The sequence below is a fragment of the Pseudomonas sp. MWU13-3659 genome (assembly GCF_023757525.1).
Taxonomy (GTDB): Bacteria; Pseudomonadota; Gammaproteobacteria; order Pseudomonadales; family Pseudomonadaceae; genus Aquipseudomonas; species Aquipseudomonas entomophila_E.
Genome location: NZ_JAMSHW010000008.1, coordinates 17,620 through 43,543, shown reverse-complemented (window position 1 = coordinate 43,543; position 25,924 = coordinate 17,620). Strand labels below are relative to the sequence as shown.

24 protein-coding genes are annotated in these 25,924 nt (G+C 63.3%); 14 read left to right on the top strand and 10 right to left on the bottom strand.

What is annotated here, in order from left to right; translation table 11 throughout:
- Both flgC and flgB read right to left on the bottom strand, forming a co-directional pair.
- Positions 1–444: a flagellar basal body rod protein FlgC gene (flgC, locus tag NGM28_RS12260; protein ID WP_011534933.1), complete on the bottom strand. Its 444-nt coding sequence runs from the start codon at positions 442–444 to the stop codon at positions 1–3.
- 2 nt (positions 445–446) lie between these two features.
- Positions 447–854: a flagellar basal body rod protein FlgB gene (gene flgB / locus NGM28_RS12255; RefSeq protein ID WP_011534934.1), complete on the bottom strand. Its 408-nt coding sequence runs from the start codon at positions 852–854 to the stop codon at positions 447–449.
- Between the two features lie 354 nt (positions 855–1,208).
- Between flgB and NGM28_RS12250 the strand changes: the two genes are divergently transcribed.
- Positions 1,209–3,803 carry an autotransporter family protein gene (locus NGM28_RS12250; RefSeq protein ID WP_252090362.1) on the top strand — a complete coding sequence of 865 codons (2,595 nt, stop codon included), beginning with the start codon at positions 1,209–1,211 and terminating at the stop codon, positions 3,801–3,803.
- A 170-nt stretch (positions 3,804–3,973) separates the two neighbouring features.
- On the opposite strand, the gene cheR is transcribed toward NGM28_RS12250, so the two are convergent.
- Both cheR and NGM28_RS12240 read right to left on the bottom strand, forming a co-directional pair.
- Positions 3,974–4,801, bottom strand: coding sequence for a protein-glutamate O-methyltransferase CheR (gene cheR, locus NGM28_RS12245; RefSeq protein ID WP_011534936.1), 828 nt, complete (start codon positions 4,799–4,801; stop codon positions 3,974–3,976).
- A 51-nt stretch (positions 4,802–4,852) separates the two neighbouring features.
- Positions 4,853–5,782 carry a chemotaxis protein CheV gene (locus NGM28_RS12240; RefSeq protein WP_011534937.1) on the bottom strand — a complete coding sequence of 310 codons (930 nt, stop codon included), beginning with the start codon at positions 5,780–5,782 and terminating at the stop codon, positions 4,853–4,855.
- A 63-nt stretch (positions 5,783–5,845) separates the two neighbouring features.
- Here NGM28_RS12240 and flgA point away from each other — a divergent pair, with 63 nt between their 5' ends.
- The 4 genes from flgA to NGM28_RS12220 all read left to right on the top strand — a co-directional run bounded on the left by flgA (position 5,846) and on the right by NGM28_RS12220 (position 8,426).
- Positions 5,846–6,595: a flagellar basal body P-ring formation chaperone FlgA gene (flgA, locus tag NGM28_RS12235; protein WP_252090360.1), complete on the top strand. Its 750-nt coding sequence runs from the start codon at positions 5,846–5,848 to the stop codon at positions 6,593–6,595.
- A gap of 177 nt (positions 6,596–6,772) precedes the next feature.
- Positions 6,773–7,087 (top strand): flagellar biosynthesis anti-sigma factor FlgM, encoded by a 315-nt coding sequence (gene flgM / locus NGM28_RS12230; RefSeq protein WP_240064293.1) that lies wholly within the window; start codon positions 6,773–6,775, stop codon positions 7,085–7,087.
- 47 nt (positions 7,088–7,134) lie between these two features.
- Complete coding sequence (locus NGM28_RS12225; protein WP_240064294.1) at positions 7,135–7,602, top strand: flagella synthesis protein FlgN; 468 nt, start codon at positions 7,135–7,137, stop codon at positions 7,600–7,602.
- 80 nt (positions 7,603–7,682) lie between these two features.
- A complete protein-coding gene (locus NGM28_RS12220; protein ID WP_240064295.1) occupies positions 7,683–8,426 on the top strand; it encodes a flagellar brake protein in 744 nt (247 codons plus the stop codon).
- 67 nt (positions 8,427–8,493) lie between these two features.
- Here NGM28_RS12220 and NGM28_RS12215 read toward each other — a convergent pair whose 3' ends face one another.
- The 5 genes from NGM28_RS12215 to bkdR all read right to left on the bottom strand — a co-directional run bounded on the left by NGM28_RS12215 (position 8,494) and on the right by bkdR (position 13,836).
- On the bottom strand, positions 8,494–9,486 hold the full coding sequence (locus tag NGM28_RS12215) for a nucleotidyl transferase AbiEii/AbiGii toxin family protein (protein WP_252090358.1): 993 nt from the start codon (positions 9,484–9,486) through the stop codon (positions 8,494–8,496).
- Entirely contained in the window at positions 9,483–10,208 is a 726-nt protein-coding gene (locus NGM28_RS12210; RefSeq protein WP_252090356.1) for a DUF6088 family protein, read from the bottom strand. Before NGM28_RS12210 ends, NGM28_RS12215 begins: the two co-directional genes overlap by 4 nt.
- 92 nt (positions 10,209–10,300) lie before the next feature.
- Positions 10,301–11,641, bottom strand: coding sequence for an MFS transporter (locus NGM28_RS12205; protein ID WP_252090353.1), 1,341 nt, complete (start codon positions 11,639–11,641; stop codon positions 10,301–10,303).
- Between the two features lie 130 nt (positions 11,642–11,771).
- Positions 11,772–13,013, bottom strand: a complete 1,242-nt coding sequence (locus tag NGM28_RS12200; protein ID WP_252090455.1) for a glutamine synthetase family protein — start codon at positions 13,011–13,013, stop codon at positions 11,772–11,774.
- Between the two features lie 334 nt (positions 13,014–13,347).
- Positions 13,348–13,836, bottom strand: a complete 489-nt coding sequence (gene bkdR / locus NGM28_RS12195) for a Bkd operon transcriptional regulator BkdR (RefSeq protein WP_011534944.1) — start codon at positions 13,834–13,836, stop codon at positions 13,348–13,350.
- Between the two features lie 197 nt (positions 13,837–14,033).
- Between bkdR and NGM28_RS12190 the strand changes: the two genes are divergently transcribed.
- From NGM28_RS12190 to NGM28_RS12170, 5 genes are all read left to right on the top strand, one after another.
- On the top strand, positions 14,034–15,266 hold the full coding sequence (locus NGM28_RS12190; protein ID WP_252090352.1) for a 3-methyl-2-oxobutanoate dehydrogenase (2-methylpropanoyl-transferring) subunit alpha: 1,233 nt from the start codon (positions 14,034–14,036) through the stop codon (positions 15,264–15,266).
- A 1-nt stretch (position 15,267) separates the two neighbouring features.
- Positions 15,268–16,326 (top strand): alpha-ketoacid dehydrogenase subunit beta, encoded by a 1,059-nt coding sequence (locus tag NGM28_RS12185; protein WP_252090350.1) that lies wholly within the window; start codon positions 15,268–15,270, stop codon positions 16,324–16,326.
- Positions 16,327–17,595, top strand: a complete 1,269-nt coding sequence (locus tag NGM28_RS12180) for a dihydrolipoamide acetyltransferase family protein (protein WP_252090348.1) — start codon at positions 16,327–16,329, stop codon at positions 17,593–17,595.
- A 2-nt stretch (positions 17,596–17,597) separates the two neighbouring features.
- On the top strand, positions 17,598–18,977 hold the full coding sequence (gene lpdA, locus NGM28_RS12175) for a dihydrolipoyl dehydrogenase (protein ID WP_252090346.1): 1,380 nt from the start codon (positions 17,598–17,600) through the stop codon (positions 18,975–18,977).
- 235 nt (positions 18,978–19,212) lie between these two features.
- Positions 19,213–19,782 carry a hypothetical protein gene (locus NGM28_RS12170; RefSeq protein ID WP_252090344.1) on the top strand — a complete coding sequence of 190 codons (570 nt, stop codon included), beginning with the start codon at positions 19,213–19,215 and terminating at the stop codon, positions 19,780–19,782.
- A gap of 39 nt (positions 19,783–19,821) precedes the next feature.
- Here NGM28_RS12170 and NGM28_RS12165 read toward each other — a convergent pair whose 3' ends face one another.
- Positions 19,822–21,237 carry an aminotransferase-like domain-containing protein gene (locus NGM28_RS12165; RefSeq protein ID WP_240064302.1) on the bottom strand — a complete coding sequence of 472 codons (1,416 nt, stop codon included), beginning with the start codon at positions 21,235–21,237 and terminating at the stop codon, positions 19,822–19,824.
- Between the two features lie 513 nt (positions 21,238–21,750).
- Here NGM28_RS12165 and NGM28_RS12160 point away from each other — a divergent pair.
- The 4 genes from NGM28_RS12160 (at position 21,751) to thrC (ending at position 25,921) form a co-directional block, all read left to right on the top strand.
- A complete protein-coding gene (locus NGM28_RS12160; protein ID WP_240064303.1) occupies positions 21,751–22,956 on the top strand; it encodes a benzoate/H(+) symporter BenE family transporter in 1,206 nt (401 codons plus the stop codon).
- A complete protein-coding gene (locus NGM28_RS12155) occupies positions 22,953–24,125 on the top strand; it encodes an NAD(P)/FAD-dependent oxidoreductase (protein ID WP_240064304.1) in 1,173 nt (390 codons plus the stop codon). Before NGM28_RS12160 ends, NGM28_RS12155 begins: the two co-directional genes overlap by 4 nt.
- A gap of 43 nt (positions 24,126–24,168) precedes the next feature.
- Positions 24,169–24,606, top strand: a complete 438-nt coding sequence (locus NGM28_RS12150) for a Rid family detoxifying hydrolase (RefSeq protein ID WP_240064305.1) — start codon at positions 24,169–24,171, stop codon at positions 24,604–24,606.
- Positions 24,607–24,676: 70 nt separating this feature from the next.
- Positions 24,677–25,921 (top strand): threonine synthase, encoded by a 1,245-nt coding sequence (thrC, locus tag NGM28_RS12145; RefSeq protein ID WP_252090342.1) that lies wholly within the window; start codon positions 24,677–24,679, stop codon positions 25,919–25,921.
- The last annotated feature ends 3 nt before the right edge of the window (positions 25,922–25,924 follow it).

Sequence of the window (25,924 nt, the reverse complement as noted above, 5' to 3'; positions counted from 1 at the left end):
TCACTGACCCAGGGTCAGCACTTTCTGCATCATGGTCTTGGCGGTGTTCATCAGCTCGGCGTTGGTCTGGAACGCACGGCTGGCGGAGATCATGTCGGCCATCTCCTCGACCACGTTGACGTTCGGGTAGTAGACGTAGCCGTCCTTGTTCGCCGCCGGGTGGTTCGGTTCGTAGCGCGCCTCGAGGTTGCTCTGGTCCTCGATGATGCCCTTGACCTGCACGCCCTGCCCCGCCTCGCCCTGGTCCTCGAACAGCGACTGGCCGACGCCGCCCTGGGCCTGCTGGAAGGTGGTGGCGAACACCGGGTGACGGGCACGGTAGGTCTGGTCGAGGCTCGACGAGACGGTCTCGGCGTTGGCGATGTTCGAGGCAACGGTGTTCAGGCGCGTGTTCTGCGCGCTCATGCCGCTACCGGCGATATTGAAGACACTGGCAAGGGACATGGTCACTCTCCGCGCAGGGCTGCGACCAGCCCTTTGAATTTACTGTTGAGCAGGGTGAAGCTGGCCTGGAAGCCGACGGCGTTCTCGGCGTAGTTCGACTGCTCCATCTGGGCGTCCACGGTGTTCTGGTCGATCGACGGCTGCATCGGCGTGCGGTACTGCAGCGTGTCGTCGGCCATCGCCAGGCCTTCGGCCTCGATGTGACGGCTGTTGGTACGGTCGAGGGCGATGCGCCCCTTCTGCTGCTTGTCGGCCTCGGCGGCGAGCACCGACGAGAAGTCCATGTCACGCGCCTTGTAGTTGGGCGTGTCGGCGTTGGCGATGTTATTGGCCAGCACCTCGGCGCGCTGGGCGCGGAAGCCCAATGCCTTTTCGTGGATGCCGAGCGCTTTATCGAAGCTGATGCTCATGTCGGGGAAACCTTCGAAGGTTGACCAGAATTTCGTTGGCAAAGCTTTAGCAAGGGTTGTGCCAACCAACAAATCCCCGATAAATACTGGCCTCTCGCCCTTCCCATCGCCCGACAGCTGCCAGAAAAGCGGCAAAGTGCTTCCGCCTCGCGGAGCGCGAGCGGCAAATGACAGGCGGCAAAAGCGGCAAATCAAAAAATTGACGTCAACAGAAGTGTCAATGTGCCACCACCTGAGATAGGATTCGCTCCCCGCGCAGAGGCGTGCCCGAAGGACACTCCCGAGAGGATTGCAGACCTCCCGTCACGCATGGATGCGCGCCGCTTCCCAAGACGATTTCCAAGGAACGAAAACGTGCCTGCGCCCACCTTCCGCAAGACCCTGCTGGCCCTGACCATCGGCGCCAGCCCCCTGCCTGCCTTGGCAGTACCCGCCCCCCAGACCATCGTCCTGACGGACGCCGGCTATAGCAGCCAGCACCAGACCTACGGCGACGATCTCACATTCACCGGGAGTTCCACCGACATCTTCCGCACCGCCATCGACCTGACCGATGCCAAGGTGCAGGGTGACCTGGCGTTCGATAGCGCGATCAACGCCAACAAAGGCAACACCTTCGGTTCGAAGAGCGGGGTCGACGGCATCCGCATCACCGACAGCCAACTCAACGGCTACTTCTATAACCGCGGCATCGTGAAGACCACCAGCGCGCAGGGCTCCGCCCTGAAGATCAGCGCAACCGTGCTCGACGGCGACCTGGTCAACGAAGGACTGCTGCAGGCAGGCGGTGATATGACCTCGGGGCCTTTCAACCCTGCGAAGGCCGCCATCGACTTGAGCACTCACAATGGCGGTCGCACGGTCATCAATGGCGACCTGATCAATGCCAATGGCGCGCGCATCGTCAGCAACGGCACGCAATCGCGCGGTATCAACCTCGCCGGCGCGAGCCTTGAAGGGCGGGTCATCAACAATGGCGAAATCAATGTCGTCGGCCCCAGCGCAATCGGTATCGACGCCACCACCGGCAGCGTCCTGGCCGGCGTGACCAACACCGGCCTGTTGTACATCGGGGCGCAGGAATCGATCGGCATCAACCTGGACGGCACCACCCTCGTCGGCGGCATTAACAACCACGTGGTCAACACCGGAAGGATCACCGCCGGCAACATCGCGATCAAGGTCGGCAATGTCGTCTATGACGGGCCGGGCCTGCAGCCGCAATACAAGGCCAACGGCGACCTGAACATCTTCAACAGCGGCCGGATCTGGTCCAGGGTGGCTGTCGACGCCACCACCAGCAACCGCCCGGTTGAGCTGATCATGCGCGAGGGCAGCGATATCCTCGGCGACCTCAATGGCCTGGCCAACATCGAAGTCGAGGGTAATGCCAGTTATGGCGCCTACTACCCCTCCCTGGGCAACATCCGCTTGCGCGATGGCGGCTGGCTCGAGGTCGGCAGCGCCGACGAGCCTCCGATCACCTTCAACCTGGACAGCCAACAGATTAACCTCGAAGGTAACCTGCGGGTCGCGGACCACTCTTCGCTGGGCCTGTACCTGAGCGAGGAGAGCAACCCAGCCCTGCCCGTGCTCAAGGTCAGCGGTATTGCCGAGTTCGGCCAGGATGCACGAATCGCGCTGGCCCCCGAGAGCGAAGACTACCTGCCCGCTGGCGGGCGCTATCTGCTGCTCGAGGCCGGGCAGGTCCAGGTGCTCGACGCCAGCGGCCAGGCCGTCGACCCTAACGGCAAGCCCAAGGTGGTCAGCACATCGGCACTGCTGAACGTGCGCACCAGCACCCTGGAAGACAACAAGGTCTATGTCGAGGTCAACACCAAGTCAGAGCAGGCCATCGATGAGATGGTCCAGGAACAAGGTGGCGACAACAACGCCCAGCACGCCCTGAACGGGCTGGCCGGTTCCGGCCTGCTGGCGCTGTTGAGCAAGGACGATCCGCTGCTGCGCATCGCGTCCCAGGCCGACGAGGCGCAACTGACCCGGCTGGCCGAGCAACTGGCCCCGGATGTCAGCGATGGCGCCCGCCAGGCCGCCACCGCCAGCCAGCGCCTGATCAGCAACGTCACCCTCAACCGCACCAGCGGCCTGCGCGGGGTCGCCTCGGGCGACACGCTCAAGGACACCGGCGTGTGGGTGCAAAGCCTGTACAGCGACGCCACCCAGCAACGCCGGGACGGCATCGCCGGCTACAACGCCTACAGCCGCGGCATCGCCGTCGGTGCCGACGGCAAGCTCGACGACCAACTGACCCTGGGCCTGGCGTACAGCTTCATCAATACCGACGTCAACGGCCGAAGCGGCAGCAAGACCGACGTCGAGGGCCACGCCTTTACCCTGTACGGCGGCTATGAGCTGGGCAACTACTTCGTCGACGGCAACCTCACCTACGGTTTCAACGACAACGAAGGCAAGCGCGACATCGCCGGCACCCGCGCCAAGTCCGACTACGACAGCAAGCAACTGGGCCTGAACCTGATCGCCGGCTACACCTGGCAGGCCAGCTCGCAATGGCTGGTCGAGCCGCGCATGGCCGCGCGCTACAACCGGGTCGACATCGATAGCTACAAGGAGAAAGGTTCGTCCGCCGCGCTGAAGATCGAAGACCAGCGCTACGAAGCCATCGAACTGGGCGCCGGCGTGCGCCTGGCAGGTAGCTACGCCCTCGGCGCCGGCACCCTGGAGCCGCAGTTCAAGCTGATGACCTATCACGACTTCGCCGCCGACAAGGTACAGAACACCTCGACCTTCCTGGTGGGCGGCACACCGTTCGTGACCAACGGTGCCAGTACCGCGCGCAACAGCTACGAGGCCGGCGTGGGCGCCGACTACAAGCTGGGCGCGGTCACCGTCGGCCTGAACTACGACTATGTCGGCAAGTCAGGCTTCGATGCCGACGTGTTCTCGGCCAAGGTGCGCTACGACTTCTGACGGTTCGCCCGCAGGAAATCTCTGTAGGAGCGGCTTCAGCCGCGATCACCCGCGAAGCGGGTGCCAGACACCGCATCGCGGCTAAAGCCGCTCCTACAGGCGAACCACCCGATTGATCAACAAAAAAGGCCGGCATCTCGCGATGCCGGCCTTTTTTGCCTCATCCAGCCTTACTTGGCCTGGTAGATGATCCCCGGGCTGCACTGGACCATCTGGTAATGGTCCGGCAACCCGTTGAGCGCCTCGGATGCCCCGAGGAACAGATATCCGCCCGGCTTCAGCGTGCTGTGAATACGCATCAGGATGTCCTTCTTGACCTGGGCCGAGAAGTAGATGAGCACGTTGCGGCAGAACACGATGTCGAACTTGCCCAGCGGCGCATAGCTGTCGAGCAGGTTGTACGAGCGGAACTCGACACGGCTGCGGATCGGCGGCTTGATCGCCCAGCGCCCTGGGCCCTTGGTGTCGAAGTATCGTTGCAGGCGCTCCTGGGACAAGCCGCGGGCGATGGCCAGGCTGTCGTACTCGCCGGTCTTGCAGTTGTTGAGCATGGCACCGGAAAGGTCGGTGGCGACGATCTGCGCGCCCATCTTCAACTGGCCGAGGTTGGTGCGCTCGAACTCGTCGATCGACATCGAGATCGAATACGGCTCCTGCCCCGACGAGCAGGCCGCCGACCAGATGCGCAGGCGCTGGCCCGGGTTGTTCTTGATGAACTCCGGGATCACCTTGTTCTTGAGCACCTCGAACGGATAGGTGTCGCGGAACCACAGCGTCTCGTTGGTGGTCATGGCATCGACCACCTGTTCGCGCAGGCCGCCCCGTGGCTGCGCCTGGATGCGCTGCACCAGTTCGCCAAGGGACTTGATGCCCTGCTGCTCCATCAGCTTGTTGAGACGGCTGGAGACCAGGTACTGCTTATTCTCGCCCAGCAGGATGCCACAGGCTTTCTCCAGGAAGACCCGGAACTGTTCGAAATCCAAATTACCCGTAGACAATGCTGCCGCCTCTTTCTAAATCGCTAGCGCCGGGGACAGGCCCCGGCCGTTTCAATGGGACGCCTTGATCCGGTCGACCACGCGCTGGGCGAGATCGTCCGGCCTGAACTTGGCCAGGAAGTCATCGGCACCGACCTTCTTGACCATCGCCTGGTTGAATACCCCGGACAACGAAGTATGCAGGCAGATGTGCAACTTTTGCATGCGCGGATCGCTGCGAATCTCAGCGGTCAGGGTATAGCCGTCCATCTCCGGCATTTCAATATCCGAGATCATCATGAGGAACTCGTCCTCCGGACGCTTGCCCTCGTCCACCAGCTTGCGCAGGTAATCCAGGGCCTGGCGACCGTCGTTGAGCGCCACCACCTCGACTCCCACGGTCTGCAGGCAACGGCTGACTTGCTTGCGCGCCACCGATGAGTCGTCGACGGTCAGCACCCGCAGCATCACGGCCTTGTCCTGCACCTCGGCATCCACCACGCCCGCCGACACCGATTCGGACGACGGCGCCACTTCCGCCAGCACCTTCTCGACATCGATGATCTCGACCATGCGGTTGTCGACCCGGGTCACCGCGGTGAGGTAGTGATCGCGACCGGTGCCCTTGGGTGGCGGATGGATCTCTTCCCAGTTCATGTTGACGATGCGTTCGACCGAGTGCACCAGGAAGCCCTGGGTCTTGGTGTTGTACTCGGTGATGATCACGAAACTGTTGCGCGTTTCTTCCTGCAGCCCTGGCAACCCGGTCGCCATCGACAGATCCAGGATCGGGATCGTCGCCCCGCGAATATTGGCCACGCCGCGCACCACTGGGTGGGACCTGGGCAGCAGCGTCAGTTCCGGGCACTGCAGCACTTCCCGGACCTTGAACACATTGATGCCGTAGAGCTGGTCGCCATTGAGGCGAAACAACAGCAGCTCCAGGCGATTCTGCCCCACCAGTTGCGTGCGCTGGTTGACCGAATCCATCACTCCAGCCATGCCAGTCTCCTTCAACGATTGCCTGTTTACCAAGTCGGCACGGGCTTTGCTTTTTTGAGCGCCATGTATACGAAAACGACATTTTTCCGACGACTGACGCACCTGCTGACCGGCTCGCTCGCCGCGATGTGCCTGATGGCACCCGGCGTTCGCACGCTGGCGGATGCGTTTACCTTGCCTGAACAGCTTATCGGTGTCACCCAGGGCTTTCTTGAATTCACCGTAGAGGATTATCTGGCGACCACCCAGACCCAGGGCCGCTACGAGATCCAGGTCAACACCCTCGACCCGCGCCTGCGCATGCCGTTGTGCAGCCAGCAGCTGGACGCCTCGCTGGAAAGCCCGACGCCGCTGGGGCGGGTCACGGTCAAGGTGCGCTGCGACGGCACCGCGCCCTGGACGGTATTCGTGCCGGCCCAAGTACGCCTGCTGCGCGAAGTCGTGGTGATGACCCGCCCGCTCAAGCGTGAAAGCGTGATCGACCAGGGCGATGTCGCCCTGCGCGAGCGCGACGTGGGGACGCTGACGCAAGGCTACCTCACCCAGCTGGAGCAGGCCGTGGGCATGAAGCTGGTGCGCCCCACCGTGCTCGACCAGGTGCTCACCCAGCAACACATGGAGCAGGCCGACGTGATCCGCAAGGGCGACCAGGTGGTGATCGTCGCCCGCAGCGGTAGCCTCAGCGTGCGCATGCCCGGCGAAGCGCTGGACAGGGGTGGCATGGAAGCGCAGATCCGGGTGCGCAACCTGAATTCCAAGCGTGTGGTCAAGGCACGGGTGACCGGCCCAGGCCAGGTCGAGGTGGCCATGTAGGGGAAAAGGGCGACAGGATGACGACAGAAAGCTGGCGGTGAGTAGGCACTCCCCCTAAACTGTGTCGGAAATCGGGTTACGCAAGCCAACTGACCGGCGGTGATGCATTCCTGCCTAAAGTTTCTTTCGGGTTGGCCGAAAACCAGGCATGCGTCCAAATACCCAGAGGTTCTGATCATGGTCATCGACTTCAGTCGTTTGAATAATTCTCCGTCCGTCACGGGCGGCGTGCGCGGTAATGCCGCGGCCAGCCAGGCTGACAAAGCCGACGTGGCAAGCGCTGCGCCCAAGCAGGCCAGCGCCAGCGGAGAAGCGGTACACCTCAGCCAAGAGGCACAGCAGTTGCAGAAGATCAGCGACAAGCTGCGCGATCAGCCGGCAGTCAACAGCGCCCGCGTGGCCGAGTTGAAGCAGGCTATCGCCGACGGCAGCTACAAGGTCGATGCCGGCCGGGTCGCCAGCAAACTGCTCGAATTCGAAGCCCAGCGCTGACCTCCAGGCGCGCTGACTTCAAGGACGCAACAAGCCAAGAGTTAGCCATGCACGACATCACTCTGCTGCAATTGATCGAAGACGACATCGCACCCACGCAGGAACTGCTCGACCTTCTACAAAAGGAAGCGGTGGCCCTGCATGGCCGGGAAATGGGAATGCTGGAACAGATCCTGGCCCGCAAGCAGTCATTGATCGTGTTGCTCGAGCAGCAGGGCCTGCGGCGCAACCAGCTGCTCGCCAGCCTCGGCCTCAGCGCCGACCGCGCCGGCGTGCAGGCGGTGGCCGCGCAGTCGCCCAACGGCGAGATCATCCTGCAACAACTCGATGTGCTCACCCAGTTGATGGATGCCTGCCAGAAGGTCAACGAGACCAATGGCCGGATCATCCAGGTACAGCAGTTCGCCACGGCCAACCAGATCAGAATCCTCATGGGCGGCGATTCTCCGTCGCTCTACGACAGCCGTGGCGCCACTTCGCCGATGGACAGGCCCCAGGCGCTTAGTCAGGTGTGATTAGTTCTATCAAGGCACGGAACATACTGGCAAAATGCCGTTACTTGCGTGTGTCGTTTTTGCCTGGAGATTGATAACCCGTGTTCAATGAATCCGATGCTCCCCAGCCGCCAAAGGTGCTCACCACGCCTCTGGAGATTGCGGCCAACCTGCGCCAGCTGCTGGAGAGCCACGACCCGCTGATCATCAGCTTCCACGAGCGCAGCCAGCGGTTCCAGAGCTACGTGGTGCATGTCGACCGGGACAGCAACGCCCTGGCGCTGGACGAGATGATCCCGCGCGACGGCGAAAAATACATCGAGAACGGCGAACCGTTCCGCGTCGAAGGCTTCCACGACGGCGTGCGCATCGCCTGGGAATGCAACACCCCGCTGACCATCAGTGCAATCGACGGCCACCGCTGCTACCGCGGCCCGCTGCCTGAAGAAGTCACTTATCACCAGCGCCGCAGTGCCTTCCGCGCCGCCCTGAAGCTGTCGCAACTGGTCGACATCGTCCTCGACGGCACCCACCTCAAGGGCAATGGCGCCCTGCGCGGCAAGCTGCTGGACATCTCCGCCACCGGTTGCAAGCTGCGCTTCGAAGGCAATGTCGAAGATCGCCTGCAACTGGGCCAGGTCTACGAGCGCTTCAAGGCCGGCAACCCACTGGGCCTGAGCGACACCATGGTCGAGCTGCGCCACTTGCATTTCGAGGAGCGCATCAACACCACCTTCGCCGGTGTGCGCTTCCATAACCTCAATGGCCAGGCGCAGCGCAAGATCGAAAGCTTCGTGTACCAGTTGCAACGTGAAGCGCGGCGCTTCGACAAAGACGATTACTGATCGGCTGCCGAACGCAAAAACGCCACCCTCCGGGTGGCGTTCTCATTTCAGCTGGCAAACGCCAATGTCAGCATGATGCCTTGGTAGATGTCTCAACATGAAAGCGCTCCAGGCATTTGCCAAGCCGTTGAAGCACCTGAATCACCTCATCTTGATCCGGGATATCATCGTCGTAGAGCATATCCTTGAAACTACCGTAGAACTCCTCGGCAATTTCTCCCCATACACGCTCCGCCTCAGCGAACAAGCAGGCGGCGTGCAAAGGTTCCAATAACCAAGTACAGCTTCCCTTAAACTGGCGGCGATCAGTGTCAGCTACAATCTCGACCATCTCCAAAAATTGCTCCGTATCAAGAAAGCCCTTGATGCGCTCATGCCTTAGCATCATGCAAACATCGTAGACATGCCTGATCTTCTGCTTCAACGCATGGGCGTAATCTTGCTCCTGACTTGCCCTCACCAAGCCAAATATTTTTTCAACAAGCGTGCGCTCCACACACAACACCATGACCTGAAACTCCACCAGCTCATATTGCTCAACGAGCTCTGCACGGCCTTTCTCTAGAAGAGCCTGGGCAATAAGCGCACAGATAGGCCTTGGCTCGGCTGGCTCAGGTGTCGTGAATGAGTTGGTCTCGATTAGAATGTGGCGCCCAACCTGCCCCATGCCTTCTTGATCAAAAACACTGGGATACTGGTACACCACCTTTCTGAACTGGCTGCCCTTGCTGATTCTTATGTCATCCAGTACTTCCACCAAGTCGCCAGCCACAAGTGCTTCAGCTTTGCTGATGCTCTTTTTGATCTGTGCGCCCGTCACCGTACCAAAACAGATAGCTAGATCAATGTCTTCAGAGAATCTATTGATCATCCCGTAAGCCTTGGAGAGAGAAGTCCCGCCCTTAAAAACAATATGCCGTGACATCTCAGGCACACTAAGGTTTTTCAAAGCCCGCGTAACCCAGTAATCCTTTTCAACGTAAGACTCAGGAACCCTCATAAATTGAGCAGTTAATTGAACAAATTCTTGGAACGCATCCTTGTCCTCATGAAGTTTCATTTTACATACCAGCTCCTTGCCAGCGGCCATTCAGCCAGACTAATCGACAAGTTGTAAACTGTCGAAGGATTCAAACTATAGCGTAGATCATCAAGCACCTTGGCGCCTGAGCTCTCCACCATCAACCCTACAATAGCACGCACCACGGGCGGGTAGTATTCCGCAGCGAGGCGCTGGATCCTTACAACCTCGGACTCCTTCAAGCCGCGCACACGAGGATATATAAGAGTCAGCGCTTCACGCGAAGAAGTATCAGGAATCGATTTTATACCTTTGAACACATCAAGAATCTCAAGACATGGAATATCTGTTTCCACTACTGGCGCCAGCGCCTCTACCAGCCTGACTCTAAAGCTATTAAAATCCTTTACCTGACGCGCCCGAGCGGTGGCTACCTCAATGGTTTTAGGCTGCTGAGTACTTAGACCCATTCGATTATAAAGAGCAGCGCCCGTCACATACCCCGTACGCCTACCCGCTTTATAAAGCAAGGTTTTCAAGACATCATTATCGCTAGGCCTTAGCTCACCCAAAATCCCCTTTTTGGGTACATAGTAAAGACCTTTGCTTATTTTTTTTAATTTATCAGCAACTACCATACGACTGAGCGCCTTAAGCGTCGCCGTAGGGTTTATTTGGTACACAGTAATTTCTGAGCAATCAAAAATCTGCCCCGGTTTAAACTCTTTTATCGAGTCCCTGACCTGAGTCGCCACATTCACGACATCACCTCTCTTGAAGACCTAATGATGCAAAGGTGGCCGCACACAACGTCAAAGTCAAGTTTTTAACGTGAAAAACCTGACGACTGGAGCTAGCGCTTCCGCTCTAAGTCAGCAGCTTTAAGGTCGTCCGCTTCCTTGAGTTGACTGTCCTCTTCGGTATCCTCCGCCGCCACCGGCGCCTGCATCACCTCCTGCACCGTCTGCTCGTCGACCCGCGGATCGAGCGCCGCCGACAACGGCGAACCCGCCGCCGGCATGGCCACGTGGCCCAGCGGCGCGTCCTGGACCTGATGCAGCCCAGTGACCGCCTTGGGCCGAATGCGCCAGACCAACACCAGGGCGAAGAACAGGAAGAAGGCATACAGCATCTGCGGCCCGAACACTTTCATCAGCACCCCGGCCGCCAGAGGCCCGATACAGGCCCCCACGCCATAAGTGACCAGCAGCATGGCCGTGAGCGATACCCTTCGCTCGCTCTCCACATGGTCGTTGGAAAAAGCCACTGCCAGCGGATACAGGCAGAACTGCAGCAGCGAAATGACGAAACCGATGGCGAACAGCAACTCCAGCGGTACGCCCGGCAGGATCGCCAAGGGCGCCGAAGCCAGCGCCAGGCCAATGGCCGCGCCACGGATCAACACCGCGCGGTCATAGCGATCGGACAGCCAGCCCAACGGCCACTGCACCACCAGCCCGGCAAAGATGCAGCTACCCATGAACAAACCGATCTGCTCGGTGGTCAGCCCCTGGGTGGCCGCATACAACGGTGCCAGGCCGTAGAAGGAACCGACGATCAGGCCCGAGCCGAGCACCGTGGAAAGCGATTGCGGCACCCGCTTGATGAAGAACTTCGGCTCCATCGGAGCAGGACGCAACGGCGCGGGGTGGATGCGCCGGGTCATCGCCACCGGCACCAGGCACAGGGCAAAGCACATGGCGACCAGCATCAGCAGTTCTGGCCCCAACTGCGGGTGCACGACAAGGATCAGCTGCCCTAGCACCAAGCCGAGGTACGAGGCGATCATGTAGCCGCTGAACACCGCGCCACGGTGCTTGGCGTCGGCCTGCTCGTTGAGCCAGCTCTCGATGACCATGTACTGGCACATCATCCCCAGGCCGACGATCATCCGCAGCCCGACCCAGGCCGGCAGCCAACTGGTCAGGCCATGCCCGAGCACCGCCGCGCCAACGATGCCGGCACAGGTGGCATAGGCACGGATATGCCCGACCCGACCGATCAACCGGTGCCCTACCTTGCCACCGACCGCCAGGCCGAAGTAGTTGGCCGCCATCAGCGCACCGACCCACAGGCTGTCGACATGATCCGCGGCCAGGCGCAGCGCCAGGTAGGTGCTGAGCAAGCCCGAGCCGATCAGCATCATCAGGGCGGCGAAGTACAGCGACTGAAACGGCTTCCAGATGTTTCGCATACGTCCCGTCAAGCTCCTTGATCAGGTGGCGTTGGGTTGCAGCCAAGCATAAGGGCAAATCCGTCGCGACGCAGGCCCCCGGCGGTGAAAGTGGCCGCCGAGGGCGCATCCAGAGGGGGTCGTGTCGCGCTCAGGCCTGTGCCGCCAGCACGCGCCGCTCCCAAGGTGTGATCTCGTCGAAGAAATCGGTCAGCTCCAGGGTCTTGGTGGCGATGTAGCCTTCGATGAACTCCCGGCCGAACAATTCCCGCGCCAGCTCACTGCGCTTGAGGCGCTCCAGCGCCGCATGCAAGGTGCAAGGCAGGCTCAGGTGCTCCGGCACCTCGAATTCACCCTGGATCGCTGGTGCCGGAGCGATCTGCCGCTCGATGCCATGCAAGCCCGCAGCCAGGCTGGCGGCGATGGCCAGGTAAGGGTTGGCGTCAGCGCCCGGCAAACGGTTCTCGACCCGTCGCGCCACCGGTGAACTGGCCGGAATGCGCAACCCGGCCGCACGGTTGTCCTCGGACCAGCAGGCATTGTTGGGCGATGCGTAGGGGTGGCACAGGCGCTGGTAAGAGTTGACGTTGGGCGCGAACAGCACGGTGAAGTCGGCCAGGCACGCCTGCAGGCCGCCGATGAAATGGTGGAAGGTATCGGTCGTCCTGCCCTGCTCGTCGCTGAACACATTGCGCCCGGTGGCGATGTCCACCAGGCTCTGGTGAATGTGCATCGAACTGCCGGGGGTATGCGCCAGCGGCTTGGCCATGCACACCACGGTCAGCCCGTGACGCAGCGCCACCTCCTTGAGCAGGTGCTTGAACAGGAAGGTCTGGTCGGCCAGCAGCAGCGGGTCGCCGTGCAGCAGGTTGATCTCGAACTGGCTGACACCCATCTCGTGCATGAAGGTGTCGCGGGGCAGACCCAGTGCCGCCATGCAACGGTACACCTCATTGAAGAAAGGCCGCAGGCCATTATTGGAGCTGACACTGAAGGCCGAATGGCCCATTTCCCGACGGCCGTCCTTGCCCAGCGGTGGCTGGAACGGTTGGCTTGGGTCGTTGTTCGGTGCAAAGACGAAGAACTCGAGCTCGGTGGCGACCACCGGCGCCAAGCCACGCTCTGCGTAACGGGCGATCACTGCCTTGAGCTGGCCGCGACTGGACAGCCCCGAAGGCGTGCCATCGAGTTCCACCGCATCACAAATGGCCAGGGCGCGAGGCTCGTCGCTCCAGGGCAGGCGATGGATCTGGCTTGGCGCGGCCACCAGCGCCAGGTCACCGTCGTCGCTGCCGTAGAACCTGGCCGGCGGATAGCCACCCATGATGCATTGCAACAGCACACCACGCGCCATCTGCAGGCGCCGACCCTCGAGAAAGCCCTCGGCGGTCATCACCTTGCCGCGTGGAACGCCATTGAGGTCCGGGGTGACACATTCGATCTCGTCGATGCCCTTCAGGGACTCTGCCTGGTTGCGTGGGCCTTCGGTCGTCATGACGCTGTCCTTCTTGTTGTTTTCGCATGCCGGGAATGGCGACGAGCACAACATAGGCCTGGGGTGTTTAAAATATCAAGCACCCAGCCTTTCACAGCATCCTGTAGGAGCGGCCTTGTGCCGCGAAAGGGCCGCAAGGCGGCCCCTGCGATGTTTGCTCACCGCTGAAACCCTGGGGCCGCAACGCAGCCCTTTCGCGCCTACAAAGGCCGTGTAGTCGGCGAGATACAGGTTACTGCTCACGCAACGTCATGCCATTGGCCGGCAACGGCAACGCGGTCTTGTAGCGCACCTGCTTAAGGGCAAAGCTTGAACGAATGTTCGCCACCCCCGGCAACCGCGTCAGGTAGTCGAGAAACCGCTCCAGCGCCTGGATACTCGGCAGCAACACCCGCAGCAGATAATCCGGGTCACCGGTCATCAGGTAGCACTCCATCACCTCCGGCCGCTCCGCGATCTCCTCCTCGAAACGGTGCAGCGACTGCTCCACCTGTTTTTCCAGGCTGACATGGATGAACACATTCACGTCCAGCCCCAGCACCTCGGGCGCCAGCAACGTCACCTGCTGGCGAATCACCCCCAGCTCCTCCATGGCCTTGACCCGGTTGAAACAGGGCGTGGGCGAGAGATTGACCGAACGCGCCAGCTCCGCGTTGGTGATCCGCGCGTTTTCCTGCAGGCTGTTGAGGATGCCGATATCGGTGCGATCCAGTTTGCGCATGAGACAAATTCACCTGGTTTTTGTGTTTGTACGGAATGTTTATCTGCGCCGCCGAACAAACGCAACGAACTTGAGAGAAAAATTCTCCCGCCGTCCCCCTATGATGTAAAAGACGCTGACTTGCCAGTCACAAGCCGGTACTCAGCGGCGGCCGCTTCAAAGCTCACAAAAACAACATTCGAGCGAGCGTAAAAAGCATGAACGAGTACGCCCCCCTGCGCCTGCATGTGCCCGAGCCTACAGGCCGGCCAGGCTGCCAGACCGATTTCTCCTACCTGCGCCTGAACGACGCGGGTCAAGTCCGTAAACCCCCGATCGATGTCGAACCCGCCGATACCGCCGACCTCTCCGGCAGCCTCGTGCGCGTGCTCGACGAGCACGGCAACGCCGTCGGCCCGTGGGCCGAAGGCATCGCCCCCGAGGTGCTGCGCCAAGGCATGCGCGCCATGCTCAAGACGCGCATCTTCGACAGCCGCATGGTGGTTGCCCAGCGCCAGAAGAAAATGTCCTTCTACATGCAGAGCCTGGGCGAGGAAGCCATCGGCAGCGGTCAGGCATTGGCCCTGAACCGCAGCGACATGTGCTTCCCCACCTACCGCCAGCAGAGCATCCTGATGGCTCGCGAGGTGTCGCTGGTGGAGATGATCTGCCAGTTGCTCTCCAACACCCGCGACCCACTCAAGGGCCGCCAGCTGCCGATCATGTACTCGGTGCGCGAGGCCGGCTTCTTCACCATCAGCGGCAACCTGGCCACCCAGTTCGTGCAGGCGGTCGGCTGGGCCATGGCCTCGGCGATCAAGGGCGATACGAAAATCGCCTCGGCCTGGATCGGCGACGGCGCCACCGCCGAGTCCGACTTCCACACCGCACTGACCTTCGCCCACGTCTACCGCGCCCCGGTGATCCTCAACGTGGTCAACAACCAGTGGGCGATCTCCACCTTCCAGGCCATCGCCGGGGGCGAGTCGACCACCTTCGCCGGCCGTGGCGTGGGCTGCGGCATCGCCTCGCTGCGGGTCGACGGCAACGACTTCATCGCGGTCTACGCCGCCTCGCGCTGGGCCGCCGAACGCGCCCGCCGTGGCCTGGGCCCGACGCTGATCGAATGGGTCACCTACCGCGCCGGCCCGCACTCGACCTCGGACGACCCGTCCAAGTACCGCCCCGCCGACGACTGGAGCCACTTCCCGCTGGGCGACCCGATCGCGCGCCTGAAGCAGCACCTGATCAAGGCCGGGCACTGGTCCGAGGACGAACACCAGGCCGTCAGCGCGGAGCTCGAGGCCGAGGTGATCAAGGCGCAGAAGGACGCCGAGCAGTTCGGCACCCTGAGCAATGGCCATATCCCCAGCGCCGCCTCGATGTTCGAGGACGTGTACAAGGAAATGCCCGACCACCTGCGCCGTCAGCGCCAGGAACTGGGGGTCTGAGATGAACGATCACAACAACAGCATCCATCTGGAAAACGCCATGTCCACCACCACCATGACCATGATCCAGGCCCTGCGCTCGGCCATGGATGTCATGCTCGAGCGCGATGACAACGTGGTGGTCTATGGCCAGGACGTTGGCTACTTCGGCGGCGTGTTCCGCTGCACCGAGGGCTTGCAGACCAAGTACGGCAAGTCCCGCGTGTTCGACGCGCCGATCTCCGAGAGCGGCATCGTCGGCACCGCCGTGGGCATGGGCGCCTATGGCCTGCGCCCGGTGGTCGAGATCCAGTTCGCCGACTACTTCTACCCCGCCTCCGACCAGATCGTCTCGGAGATGGCGCGCCTGCGTTATCGCTCGGCCGGCGAGTTCATCTCCCCGCTCACGCTACGCATGCCTTGCGGTGGCGGCATCTACGGCGGCCAGACCCACAGCCAGAGCCCGGAGGCGATGTTCACCCAGGTCTGCGGCCTGCGCACCGTGATGCCCTCCAACCCTTACGACGCCAAGGGCCTGCTGATCGCCTCGATCGAATGCGACGACCCGGTGATCTTCCTCGAGCCCAAGCGCCTGTACAACGGCCCGTTCGACGGCCACCACGACCGCCCGGTAACGCCGTGGGCCAAGCACCCGCACAGCGCCGTGCCCGATGGCTACTACAGCGTGCCGCTGGACAAGGCGGCGATCACCCGCCCCGGCAACGACGTCACTGTGCTGACCTACGGCACCACCGTGTATGTCTCGCAGGTGGCCGCCGAGGAGTCCGGCGTCGATGCCGAGGTCATCGACCTGCGCAGCCTGTGGCCACTGGACCTGGAGACCATCGTCGCGTCGGTGAAGAAGACCGGCCGTTGCGTGGTCGTGCACGAAGCCACCCGCACCTGCGGTTTCGGCGCCGAACTGGTGTCGCTGGTCCAGGAGCACTGCTTCCATCACCTCGAGGCGCCGATCGAGCGCGTCACCGGCTGGGACACCCCCTACCCCCACGCACAGGAATGGGCTTACTTCCCAGGCCCTTCGCGGGTAGGCGCGGCATTGAAACGGGTCATGGAGGTCTGAATGGGCACGCACGTCATCAAGATGCCGGACATTGGCGAAGGCATCGCGCAGGTCGAGTTGGTGGAATGGTTCGTCAAGGTCGGCGATGTGATCGCCGAGGACCAGGTGGTGGCCGATGTCATGACCGACAAGGCCACCGTGGAAATCCCTTCGCCGGTCAGCGGCAAGGTATTGGCCCTGGGCGGCCAGCCAGGTGAAGTGATGGCGGTCGGCAGCGAGCTGATCCGCATCGAGGTCGAAGGCAGCGGCAACCATGTCGACACGCCTCAGGCCAAGCCGGCCGAACCGCAGCCCACGCCAGTCAAAGCCGAAGCCAAGCCCGAGGTGCGCCTCGAGGCACAGCCGCAGGCAACCACCAGCCACACCGCCGCCCCTATTGTGCCGCGTGAGGCCCACGATAAACCGCTGGCCTCGCCCGCCGTGCGCAAGCGCGCCCTGGATGCCGGCATCGAACTGCGCTACGTGCATGGCAGCGGTCCGGCCGGGCGCATCCTGCACGAAGACCTCGACGCCTTCATCAGCAAGCCACAGACCAGCGCCGGCCAGGCGCCGGGCGGCTATGGCAAGCGCACCGACAGCGAGCAGGTGCCGGTGATCGGCCTGCGTCGCAAGATCGCCCAGCGCATGCAGGACGCCAAGCGCCGCGTCGCCCACTTCAGCTACGTCGAGGAAATCGACGTCACCAACCTGGAAGCCCTGCGCCAGCAGCTCAACGCCAAGCACGGCGACAGCCGCGGCAAGCTGACCCTGCTGCCGTTCCTGGTGCGCGCCATGGTCGTCGCCCTGCGCGACTTCCCGCAGATCAACGCCACCTACGACGACGAAGCCCAGGTCATCACCCGCCACGGCGCGGTGCATGTGGGCATCGCCACGCAAGGTGACAACGGCCTGATGGTGCCGGTACTGCGCCACGCCGAAGCCGGCAGCCTGTGGAGCAATGCCAGCGAGATCGCCCGCGTCGCCCATGCCGCGCGCAACAACAAGGCCACCCGTGAAGAGCTGTCCGGCTCGACCATCACCCTGACCAGCCTCGGCGCCCTCGGCGGCATCGTCAGCACGCCGGTGGTCAACACCCCGGAAGTGGCGATCGTCGGTGTCAACCGCATGGTCGAACGGCCGATGGTGATCGACGGCCAGATCGTCGTGCGCAAGATGATGAACCTGTCCAGCTCCTTCGACCATCGCGTGGTCGACGGCATGGACGCCGCCCTGTTCATCCAGGCTGTGCGCGGCCTGCTGGAACAGCCTGCCTGCCTGTTCGTGGAGTGATCATGCAAGAACTCATCAACACCACCCTGCTGATCATCGGCGGCGGCCCCGGCGGCTACGTGGCCGCCATCCGCGCCGGGCAGCTGGGCATTCCCACCGTGCTGGTCGAAGGCCAGGCGCTGGGCGGCACCTGCCTGAACATCGGCTGCATTCCCTCCAAGGCGCTGATCCATGTGGCCGAGCAGTTCCACCAGGCCAGCCGCTTCACCGAACCGTCGCCGCTGGGTATCAGCGTGGCCTCGCCACGCCTGGACATCACCCGCAGCGTCGAGTGGAAGGACGGCATCGTCGACCGCCTCACCAGCGGTGTCGCCGCACTGTTGAAGAAACACGGCGTGAAGGTGATCCACGGCTGGGCGAGTATCCTCGACGGCAAGAGCGTCGAAGTCGATGGCCAGCGCATCCAGTGCGAACACCTGCTGCTGGCCACGGGCTCCAGCAGCGTCGAACTGCCGATGCTGCCGATCGGCGGGCCGATCATTTCGTCCACCGAAGCCCTGGCGCCCAAGGCACTGCCCCAGCACCTGGTGGTGGTCGGTGGCGGCTATATCGGCCTGGAACTGGGCATTGCCTACCGCAAGCTCGGCGCCAAGGTCAGCGTGGTGGAGGCGCGCGAGCGCATCCTGCCTACCTACGACGCCGAACTCACCGCGCCGGTGGCGGACTCGATCAAGAAGCTTGGTATTGCGCTGTACCTGGGGCACAGCGTCGAGGGCTATACCGACGGCTGCCTGCTGGCCAGCGATGGCCAGGGCGGGCAACTGCGCCTGGAGGCCGACCAGGTACTGGTGGCCGTGGGCCGCCGCCCACGCACCAAAGGCTTCGGCCTGGAAGGCCTGGACCTGAAGATGAACGGCGCCGCCATCGCCATCGACGAGCGCTGCCAAACCAGCATGCGCAACGTCTGGGCCATCGGCGACGTGGCCGGCGAACCGATGCTGGCGCACCGGGCCATGGCCCAGGGCGAGATGGTCGCCGAGATCATCGCCGGCAAGGCGCGGCGTTTCGAACCGAGCGCCATCGCCGCCGTGTGCTTCACCGACCCGGAAGTGGTGGTGGTCGGCCAGACCCCGGAGCAGGCCAGCCAGCAAGGCGTGGACTGCCTCGTCGCGCAATTCCCCTTCGCCGCCAACGGCCGAGCCATGAGCCTGGAGTCGAAAAGCGGTTTCGTGCGCGTGGTGGCCCGCCGTGACAACCATCTGATCCTGGGTTGGCAGGCCGTGGGTGTGGCGGTCTCGGAGCTGTCCACAGCCTTTGCCCAATCGCTGGAAATGGGCGCGCGCCTGGAAGACATCGCCGGCACCATCCACGCCCACCCGACCCTGGGCGAGGCCGTGCAAGAGGCTGCGCTGCGTGCCCTCGGCCATGCGCTGCATATCTAGACACTGAAGCGGCACCAGCCGATTTGGCCCGCCGCGCCGCCAGGCGCTGCGGGCATTTTTTTGTTCGGCGACCCGATAGTTGCCGCTCCCGGCAATCCTGTGCCCCTTAAAGGCAAGCCTGTTCCCAGCGGCCGACTGATGGATCGGCCCAGGCGGCCTGTTTTACTCGCCTGCACGCACTGGCACAGCTTTTGCCACCTTCGTCGTACCGTTTCGGACAATCCAAGGAGGAGACATGCTGATCACCCCAACCGGCCTGGGCTGGCAGCCCGCCGTGCAACCCCAGAACCGCACCGGCAGCGAACAGGCGCCGGTCGCCTTCATGCCATCGTTTCAGGTTGCGGCAACCGGCAACACCGCGGCGCAACAGAACAGCCAGGGCAGTGCTTCGCAGCAGAACGCCGAAGACAACCGCAAGGAAGCCTTCGCCAAGCTCATGGTCATGCTGCAGAACCCCGACGCTGCCGCCCGCCAGCAGGCCAGCGTGGGCAAGCAAGAGGAATCCACGGCAGCGCAGGACTTCCACGACTACATGGCCAAGTCGCCAGCGGAGAAGATCAAGGAGAAGTTCCTCCAGGAAATGGGCCTGACGGAGGAGGAGTACAACGCGCTGCCACCGGAACAAAAAGCGAAGATCGATGAACAGATCGTCCGACGCATTCAGGACGACGTGAAAGAGAAAGCCCAGGCCAAGCTCGAGCAGCAGGCGCTGCGGGCCCAGGCCACGGGTAATCTGAACAGCGAGCTGGCCGCCACGCCAACCCGCGCACGGGATGCTGAGAAGCTGAAAACAGCCGAACTCTGAGTGCCTGATCGTGGCCCGTCACCAGGCGGGCCGCATCATTCAATAGAAGCGCTTCGGGTCGCCCGACTCGAGCAAGCTGGCCAGCTGTGTCAGGGCAAAACGCAATTCCTCCTGGCTGGTGGGCGACATCAGCACCACCCTCACCCCTCGCGGATCCCCGCTGCGCTCCACCTGGAATTGGCTGCCACTCATGACGATCACGCCATTGGCCCGCGCCAACAAGGCGAACTCGTCACTGCGCCACTGTTCCGGCAGATTCAGCCAGACGTGGTAACCATGGGGTTGGCTGCGCAACACGCCGGTACCGAACACTTCGCTGGCAATCGCCTGGCGTGCGGCAGCTTCTGCCCGGTGCATGCGGATCAACTGGCTGTCGAGGCCTTCGCCAATGACATGGCTGGCCAGCTGCGCAGTCAGCGGAGAAGGCATCCATACCGTGCTGCGCACCATGGAGGTCAAGCGCGACAGCAGCTTCGGCGGGCTGTACAGGTAGCCGATGCGCAGCGCCGGCAGCACTGACTTGGACAGGCTGGTGAGGTAGATCGAGCGGTCCGGGGCGAAGGTGCTCAGTGGCCGGGTGTCGGCGTCGGTGGCCAGGAAGCCGTAGATGTCATCGTCGAGCAGCAGGAAGTCGAACTCTTCGGCCAACGCGGCAATCTGTGCCCGTCGGGCGTTGGACATGATCGCGGTGGTCGGGTTCTGGCAGGTAGCCACACAGACCAGCATCGCCGGTTTCTCGCGCTGGCAGATTTCGCGCAGGGCCTCGGGGATGATCCCTTCCTCGTCCATGGGCACACCACGCAAGCGCCGGCCAAGCCCATGGGCAACCGAGATGATGCCCGGGTAGCACAGCGACTCGCACAGCACCAGGTTGCCGGCTTCGGTCAGGGCACTGATTGCCACCATCAGGCCGTGCTGGGCGCCACTGGTGATGACCACCTGCTGCCACTGCGCGCCCGGCAGCCAGTGCCGCAGCCACTGGGCGCCGGCTTCACGGTGCAGGGGATGGCCGCCATCGGGGGTGTAGTCGAGTGCCTGGTCGAGGTGGCTGGCGTTGGCCAGTTCGACCAACGCGTTGCGCAGCCAGTACTGCAAGGTCTCGCCGTAGGGCTTGATGATCGACAGGTCGAGTTCTTCGGCGCGTGGCGAACTTGCCGTGGTGAACAGTGGCCGTTGCACGGGCTTGGCGGCGGAACGCTCGTCGGCCTTGTCGCTGATCCGGTCGAGCACGTAGGTGCCACGGCCCACTTCGCCTTGCGCCAGCCCTCGGCGCGAGGCCTCGATGTAGGCACGGCTGATGGTGCCGGGGGTCACGTCCAGGGCAGCGGCCAGCTCACGCAGGGTTGGCAGGCGCTCGCCGCGCTTGAGCGTCCCGCTGGCGATGTCCCGGGCCAGCGCATCGGCGATGGACAGGTACATTGGCTGGTTGCTTTCGCTGATCTGAGGAACCCACATGAGACGGCTACCGAGTGGTAAATGATTGTATTTTGATCATATCACATGACTTGAGTCGATCCATTAAGCGATTCAAATTGTATCCAACGTGTGTGATAAGGCTCACATTGGGTCACTCGGAGCCCTCTTGGAGCCAACGCTTTCAGCCGGTAGCCCTTCAGTGTTCTCCAGATCGAGCGCCGCCCGCGCGGCGCATCGCGGATGAATCCGCTCCTACTTCTATTGCAACGTGCCGCACCTGTGAGGCCATGGTTGCCAGCCTTGGCGCCTACCGACATACCGTGTCGTGCCGAACTGGCCCGGAACAAACCTGTGGGAGCGGATTCATCCGCGATGCGCCGCGCGGGCGGCGCTCGATCTGATAAACGCCACAAGGCTTTCGACCTACGCCTGCCCACTAAAACGCGAGATTTTGCATTGAGCCTATTGAAACAAATCAATGCATCGATATAGAGTCAATCGCATTCGACTCAATCGAATCAATCATCCACGAGCCAACAATCCGGACGCACCATGGACACCATCAGAAAGGACTTTTCACTCTCAGCGCTGGTCGCCGGCCTCATCGCGGTGATCATCTCCTACGCCGGCCCCTTGATCATCGTGTTCCAGGCCGCCCACCAGGCGCAGCTGAGCAACGAGGTCACCGCCTCGTGGATCTGGGCGATTTCCATCGGCAGCGGCCTGACCGGCCTGCTGCTCAGCTGGAAACTGCGGGTACCGGTGATCACCGCCTGGTCGACCCCCGGCGCCGCCCTGCTGGTGTCGATGTTGCCAACCGTGTCCCTGGCACAGGCGGTCGGCGCCTATATCGTCGCCTCGCTGCTGATTACCGTGGTTGCATTGAGCGGGGCCTTCGACCGCCTCATGAACCGTCTGCCCAAGGCCATCGCCGCCGCCATGCTGGCCGGTATCCTGTTCCGCTTCGGCGCCGAGCTGTTCAGCTCGATTCGCGTCCAGCCGCTGCTGGTGCTGTCGATGCTGGTGGCCTACCTGGTGTTCAAGCGCCTTTCGCCACGCTATGCGATCCTGTCGGTACTGATCGTCGGCTGTGCGCTGGCCGCCGGGCTGGGCCAACTGAACAGCCAGGCGCTGGTGCTGGAGATGACCGTGCCGGTCTGGACGGCCCCGGAATGGAACTGGCACGCCATCGTCAACATCGGGCTGCCGCTGGCCCTGGTGTCGCTCACCGGCCAGTCGGTACCTGGGATTGCCGTACTGCGCACCTCCGGCTACCAGACCCCGGCCCGGCCGATCGTGTCGGTCACCGCCATCGGTTCGTTGCTGATGGCGCCCTTCGCTTGCCACGGCGTCAACCTGGCAGCGATCACCGCCGCCATCTGCACCGGCCGTGAAGCCCATGAAAACCCGGACAAGCGCTATATCGCCGGGATTGCCTGCGGCGCGTTCTACCTGCTGATGGGCACCTTCGGCGCGACCCTGGCCTCGGTGTTCTCCGCATTGCCCAAGGAGCTGATCGCCGCCCTCGCCGGCCTCGCCCTGTTCGGCGCCATCGCCAACGGCCTCACCGGAGCAATGGCCGACGAGAAGCAGCGCGAACCTGCCCTGATCACCTTCCTGGTCACCGCATCGGGAATGAGCTTCCTCGGCCTCGCCGCCGCCTTCTGGGGGTTGATATTCGGGCTCGTCGCCCACTTCGCCCTGAGCTACAGCCGCCCGGGCAAAGCCAGCCAACGCCAGGAGGCGCGCGCATCATGAGCCAGAGCTTCGATTTCGTTGTCGTCGGGGGCGGTATCGCCGGTGTCTCGGTCGCTTATCAACTCGCTGAACATGGCCGTGTCTGCCTGCTCGAACGTGAGCGCCAGCTGGCCTACCACACCACGGGCCGGTCGGCGGCCATCTCCATGGAAAGCTACGGCAACCAACATATCCGTGCACTGACCTGCGCCTCCCGCGGCTTTTTCGAAGCTCCACCGCCCGGACTGGCGAGCACACCCCTGTGGTCGCCACGCGGAGCGCTGATCGTCGCCACTCACGAACGTGAGGATCAACTGCGCAATCGCTTCGAAGCGGTGCGCCAGCATGTGCCCGACGCGTGCTGGGTCGATGCCGCGCACGTGATGGCGCTCGCACCCTATCTGGCCCCCGGGCGTTGGAGCGCCGGCATCCACGAACCTGGGGCCTTCGACCTCGACGTGCACGCCATCCACGGTGCCTACCTCACCGGCCTGCGCCAGCGTGGCGGCGAGGTACGCCGTGACTGCGAGCTGTTCGGCGCCCAACACCGGGATGGGGTGTGGCGCCTGCTCTGCGGTGATGGCAGCACCTTGCACGCCCGACTGATCGTCAATGCCGCCGGCAGCTGGGCGGACACCTGCGCCGAGCGTTGCGAGGTGCCGGCGATTGGCCTGCAGGCCCTGCGCCGTACCGTGTTGGTTGTCGACCCCCATTGCGAGGTGCACAACACCCCTTACCTGGGCACCTTGGACGAAGACATCTTCATCAAGCCCGAGGCCGGCCGCCTGATCGTCTCCCCCTGTGACGAGACGCCCTCCGCGCCCTGCGACGCGCAGCCCGAGGAACTGGACCTGGCCATCACCCTCGATCGCCTGGAACAAACCACTCAACTGCGCCCCAAGCGCATCGTCAACCGCTGGGCCGGCTTGCGCAATTTCGTCGCCGATCGCACCCCGGTGGTCGGCGTCGACCCGCAGCAACCCGCCTTCGTCTGGCTCGCCGCCCTCGGCGGCTATGGCATCCAGACCGCACCGGCGCTGTCGCGCCTGTGCTGCCACAGCGCGCTGGGCCTGCCGATGCCGGCAGACCTCGCCGCACGCGGCCTCGACTATGCGCCGTTTTCCCCCGAGCGCTGCCGCACCCCGACCTTCGCCACGCGCCGCGTGACCGAGGTCGCCCAACTGCACTGATCCACCCACACAAAAACAAATGCCATCACAAGGAGTGAACACCATGCAAAGCACCGCCCACGCCCAGGCCAGCCAAACCCAGCCGTTCCTCACCGATGACAACGTCATCTACACCGACCAGGCACCCTTCCCCCTGGGCACCTACTCCCAGGCCATTCGCGTCGGCGACACCGTCTACCTCTCCGCACAGACACCGGTCGAACCCATCTCCAACGAAGTACTGGCCAAGGACTTCGAAGGCCAGCTGCGCCAAACCCTGGACAACCTCAAGGCCATGACCGAGGCCAGCGGTGGCAGCCTGGCCAATGTGGTCAAAGTCACCGCCTTCATCACCGACCTCAGCGAATTCCCTACCCTCAACCGGGTGATGGAAGCCTATTTCAGCAAGCCCTACCCGGCACGCACCACCGCCGGCGCCAGCGCCCTGGCCCGCGGCACCCTGGTGGCGATCGACGCGATCATGGCACTGCCACCGCGCTGACCCGCGCCCGCGGCGCCGTCATGCAGACGGCGCCGCCCCTCCTTCCCCTTCTTCTGCGCGAGGACACGCAATGGACCGCCTTTGCACGCCCTTCGTTTTGCAATGCATCACCTGCGGCACCCGCTACGCGCCCTACCAGGTCGAATACTTCTGCCCTCATTGCCGTACCGATGGCGCCCTCGACACCCTCTACGACTACGACAGCGTGCGCCGGGAATGCGACCGCGACGGGCTGGCGGCCCAGGCCGGGCTGGGCATGTGGCGCTACCGCGCGCTGCTGCCGCTGGGCAGCGAGCGCTATGTGCCACGGCTGCTGGTCGGCAGCACACCCCTGTATGAACGCCCGGGCCTGCTCGAGCCCGGTAGCGGCATGAAAGTCTGGGTCAAGGACGAGTCCCGCCAGCCCACCGGCTCGCTGAAGGACCGTGCCAGCGCCTTGGCGGTGGCCCTGGCCCTGGAAAGCGGCGCCAGCACGGTGGCGGTGGCCAGCACCGGCAACGCCGCGTCCGCCCTCGCCGGCATGAGCGCCGAGCGCGGCTTGCACAATGTGATCTTCATCCCCCGCACCACCCCACGGGAAAAACTGGCCCAGATGATCGGCTATGGCGCCGAGGTGATCCTGGTCGACGGCGCCTACGACGAAGCCTTCGAACAATGCCGCAGCGCCTGCGAAAGCAATGGCTGGTACAACCGCACCACCGGCATCAACTCGTACATGACCGAGGGCAAGAAGACCGTCGCCTTCGAAATTTGCGAGCAGCTGGGCTGGCAAGTACCCGACCTGATCTTCGTACCGGTCGGCAACGGCTGCATCCTCGGCGCGGTGCACAAGGGCTTCCTGGACCTGCTCAAGCTTGGCTGGATCGAGCGCATGCCTCGGCTGATGGGGGTGCAGGCCAGGGAGAGCAACTTCATGTACCGCGCCTGGTCCAGCGGCACCGCCCTCGACCAGGTAGAGAAACGCCCGCCGGCAAGCCTGGCGAGCAGCATCAACGTGGCCTTCCCCCGCGACCGCCTCAAGGCATTGCGTGCGGTACGCGACAGCGAAGGCGCATTCCTCTGTGTCGACGACACGGCCATCGTCCAGGCGGCCTCGCGACTGGCGGCACGCACCGGGATCTTCCCCGAGGCCGGCGCCGCCAGCAGCTATGCCGGCCTGCTGCAGTACGCCGAACAACACCCCGGCAGCCGCGAAAGCGCCGTGCTGCTGATTACCGGCAGCGGCCTGAAGGACACCTCGATCTACTTGCCCGCCACCAACGCCTCCTCCCCTGCGGCTGCCTGGCAGACGCCAGCCGCCGCCATTGCCTCCTGAAGG

Excerpts from the sequence above, each read along its gene's own strand:
- flgB (WP_011534934.1), bottom strand. The coding sequence starts at position 854 with ATGAGCATCAGCTTCGATAAAGCGCTCGGCATCCACGAAAAGGCATTG.
- bkdR (WP_011534944.1), bottom strand. The coding sequence starts at position 13,836 with ATGCGCAAACTGGATCGCACCGATATCGGCATCCTCAACAGCCTGCAG.
- NGM28_RS12150 (WP_240064305.1), top strand. The coding sequence starts at position 24,169 with ATGCAAAGCACCGCCCACGCCCAGGCCAGCCAAACCCAGCCGTTCCTC.
- thrC (WP_252090342.1), top strand. The coding sequence starts at position 24,677 with ATGGACCGCCTTTGCACGCCCTTCGTTTTGCAATGCATCACCTGCGGC.
- NGM28_RS12160 (WP_240064303.1), top strand. The coding sequence starts at position 21,751 with ATGGACACCATCAGAAAGGACTTTTCACTCTCAGCGCTGGTCGCCGGC.
- NGM28_RS12165 (WP_240064302.1), bottom strand. The coding sequence starts at position 21,237 with ATGTGGGTTCCTCAGATCAGCGAAAGCAACCAGCCAATGTACCTGTCC.
- flgC (WP_011534933.1), bottom strand. The coding sequence starts at position 444 with ATGTCCCTTGCCAGTGTCTTCAATATCGCCGGTAGCGGCATGAGCGCG.
- NGM28_RS12205 (WP_252090353.1), bottom strand. The coding sequence starts at position 11,641 with ATGCGAAACATCTGGAAGCCGTTTCAGTCGCTGTACTTCGCCGCCCTG.
- NGM28_RS12170 (WP_252090344.1), top strand. The coding sequence starts at position 19,213 with ATGCTGATCACCCCAACCGGCCTGGGCTGGCAGCCCGCCGTGCAACCC.
- NGM28_RS12215 (WP_252090358.1), bottom strand. The coding sequence starts at position 9,486 with ATGAAACTTCATGAGGACAAGGATGCGTTCCAAGAATTTGTTCAATTA.
- NGM28_RS12185 (WP_252090350.1), top strand. The coding sequence starts at position 15,268 with ATGAACGATCACAACAACAGCATCCATCTGGAAAACGCCATGTCCACC.
- NGM28_RS12225 (WP_240064294.1), top strand. The coding sequence starts at position 7,135 with ATGCACGACATCACTCTGCTGCAATTGATCGAAGACGACATCGCACCC.
- NGM28_RS12240 (WP_011534937.1), bottom strand. The coding sequence starts at position 5,782 with ATGGCTGGAGTGATGGATTCGGTCAACCAGCGCACGCAACTGGTGGGG.
- flgM (WP_240064293.1), top strand. The coding sequence starts at position 6,773 with ATGGTCATCGACTTCAGTCGTTTGAATAATTCTCCGTCCGTCACGGGC.
- lpdA (WP_252090346.1), top strand. The coding sequence starts at position 17,598 with ATGCAAGAACTCATCAACACCACCCTGCTGATCATCGGCGGCGGCCCC.
- NGM28_RS12190 (WP_252090352.1), top strand. The coding sequence starts at position 14,034 with ATGAACGAGTACGCCCCCCTGCGCCTGCATGTGCCCGAGCCTACAGGC.
- NGM28_RS12200 (WP_252090455.1), bottom strand. The coding sequence starts at position 13,013 with ATGACCGCCGAGGGCTTTCTCGAGGGTCGGCGCCTGCAGATGGCGCGT.
- NGM28_RS12155 (WP_240064304.1), top strand. The coding sequence starts at position 22,953 with ATGAGCCAGAGCTTCGATTTCGTTGTCGTCGGGGGCGGTATCGCCGGT.
- flgA (WP_252090360.1), top strand. The coding sequence starts at position 5,846 with ATGTATACGAAAACGACATTTTTCCGACGACTGACGCACCTGCTGACC.
- NGM28_RS12180 (WP_252090348.1), top strand. The coding sequence starts at position 16,327 with ATGGGCACGCACGTCATCAAGATGCCGGACATTGGCGAAGGCATCGCG.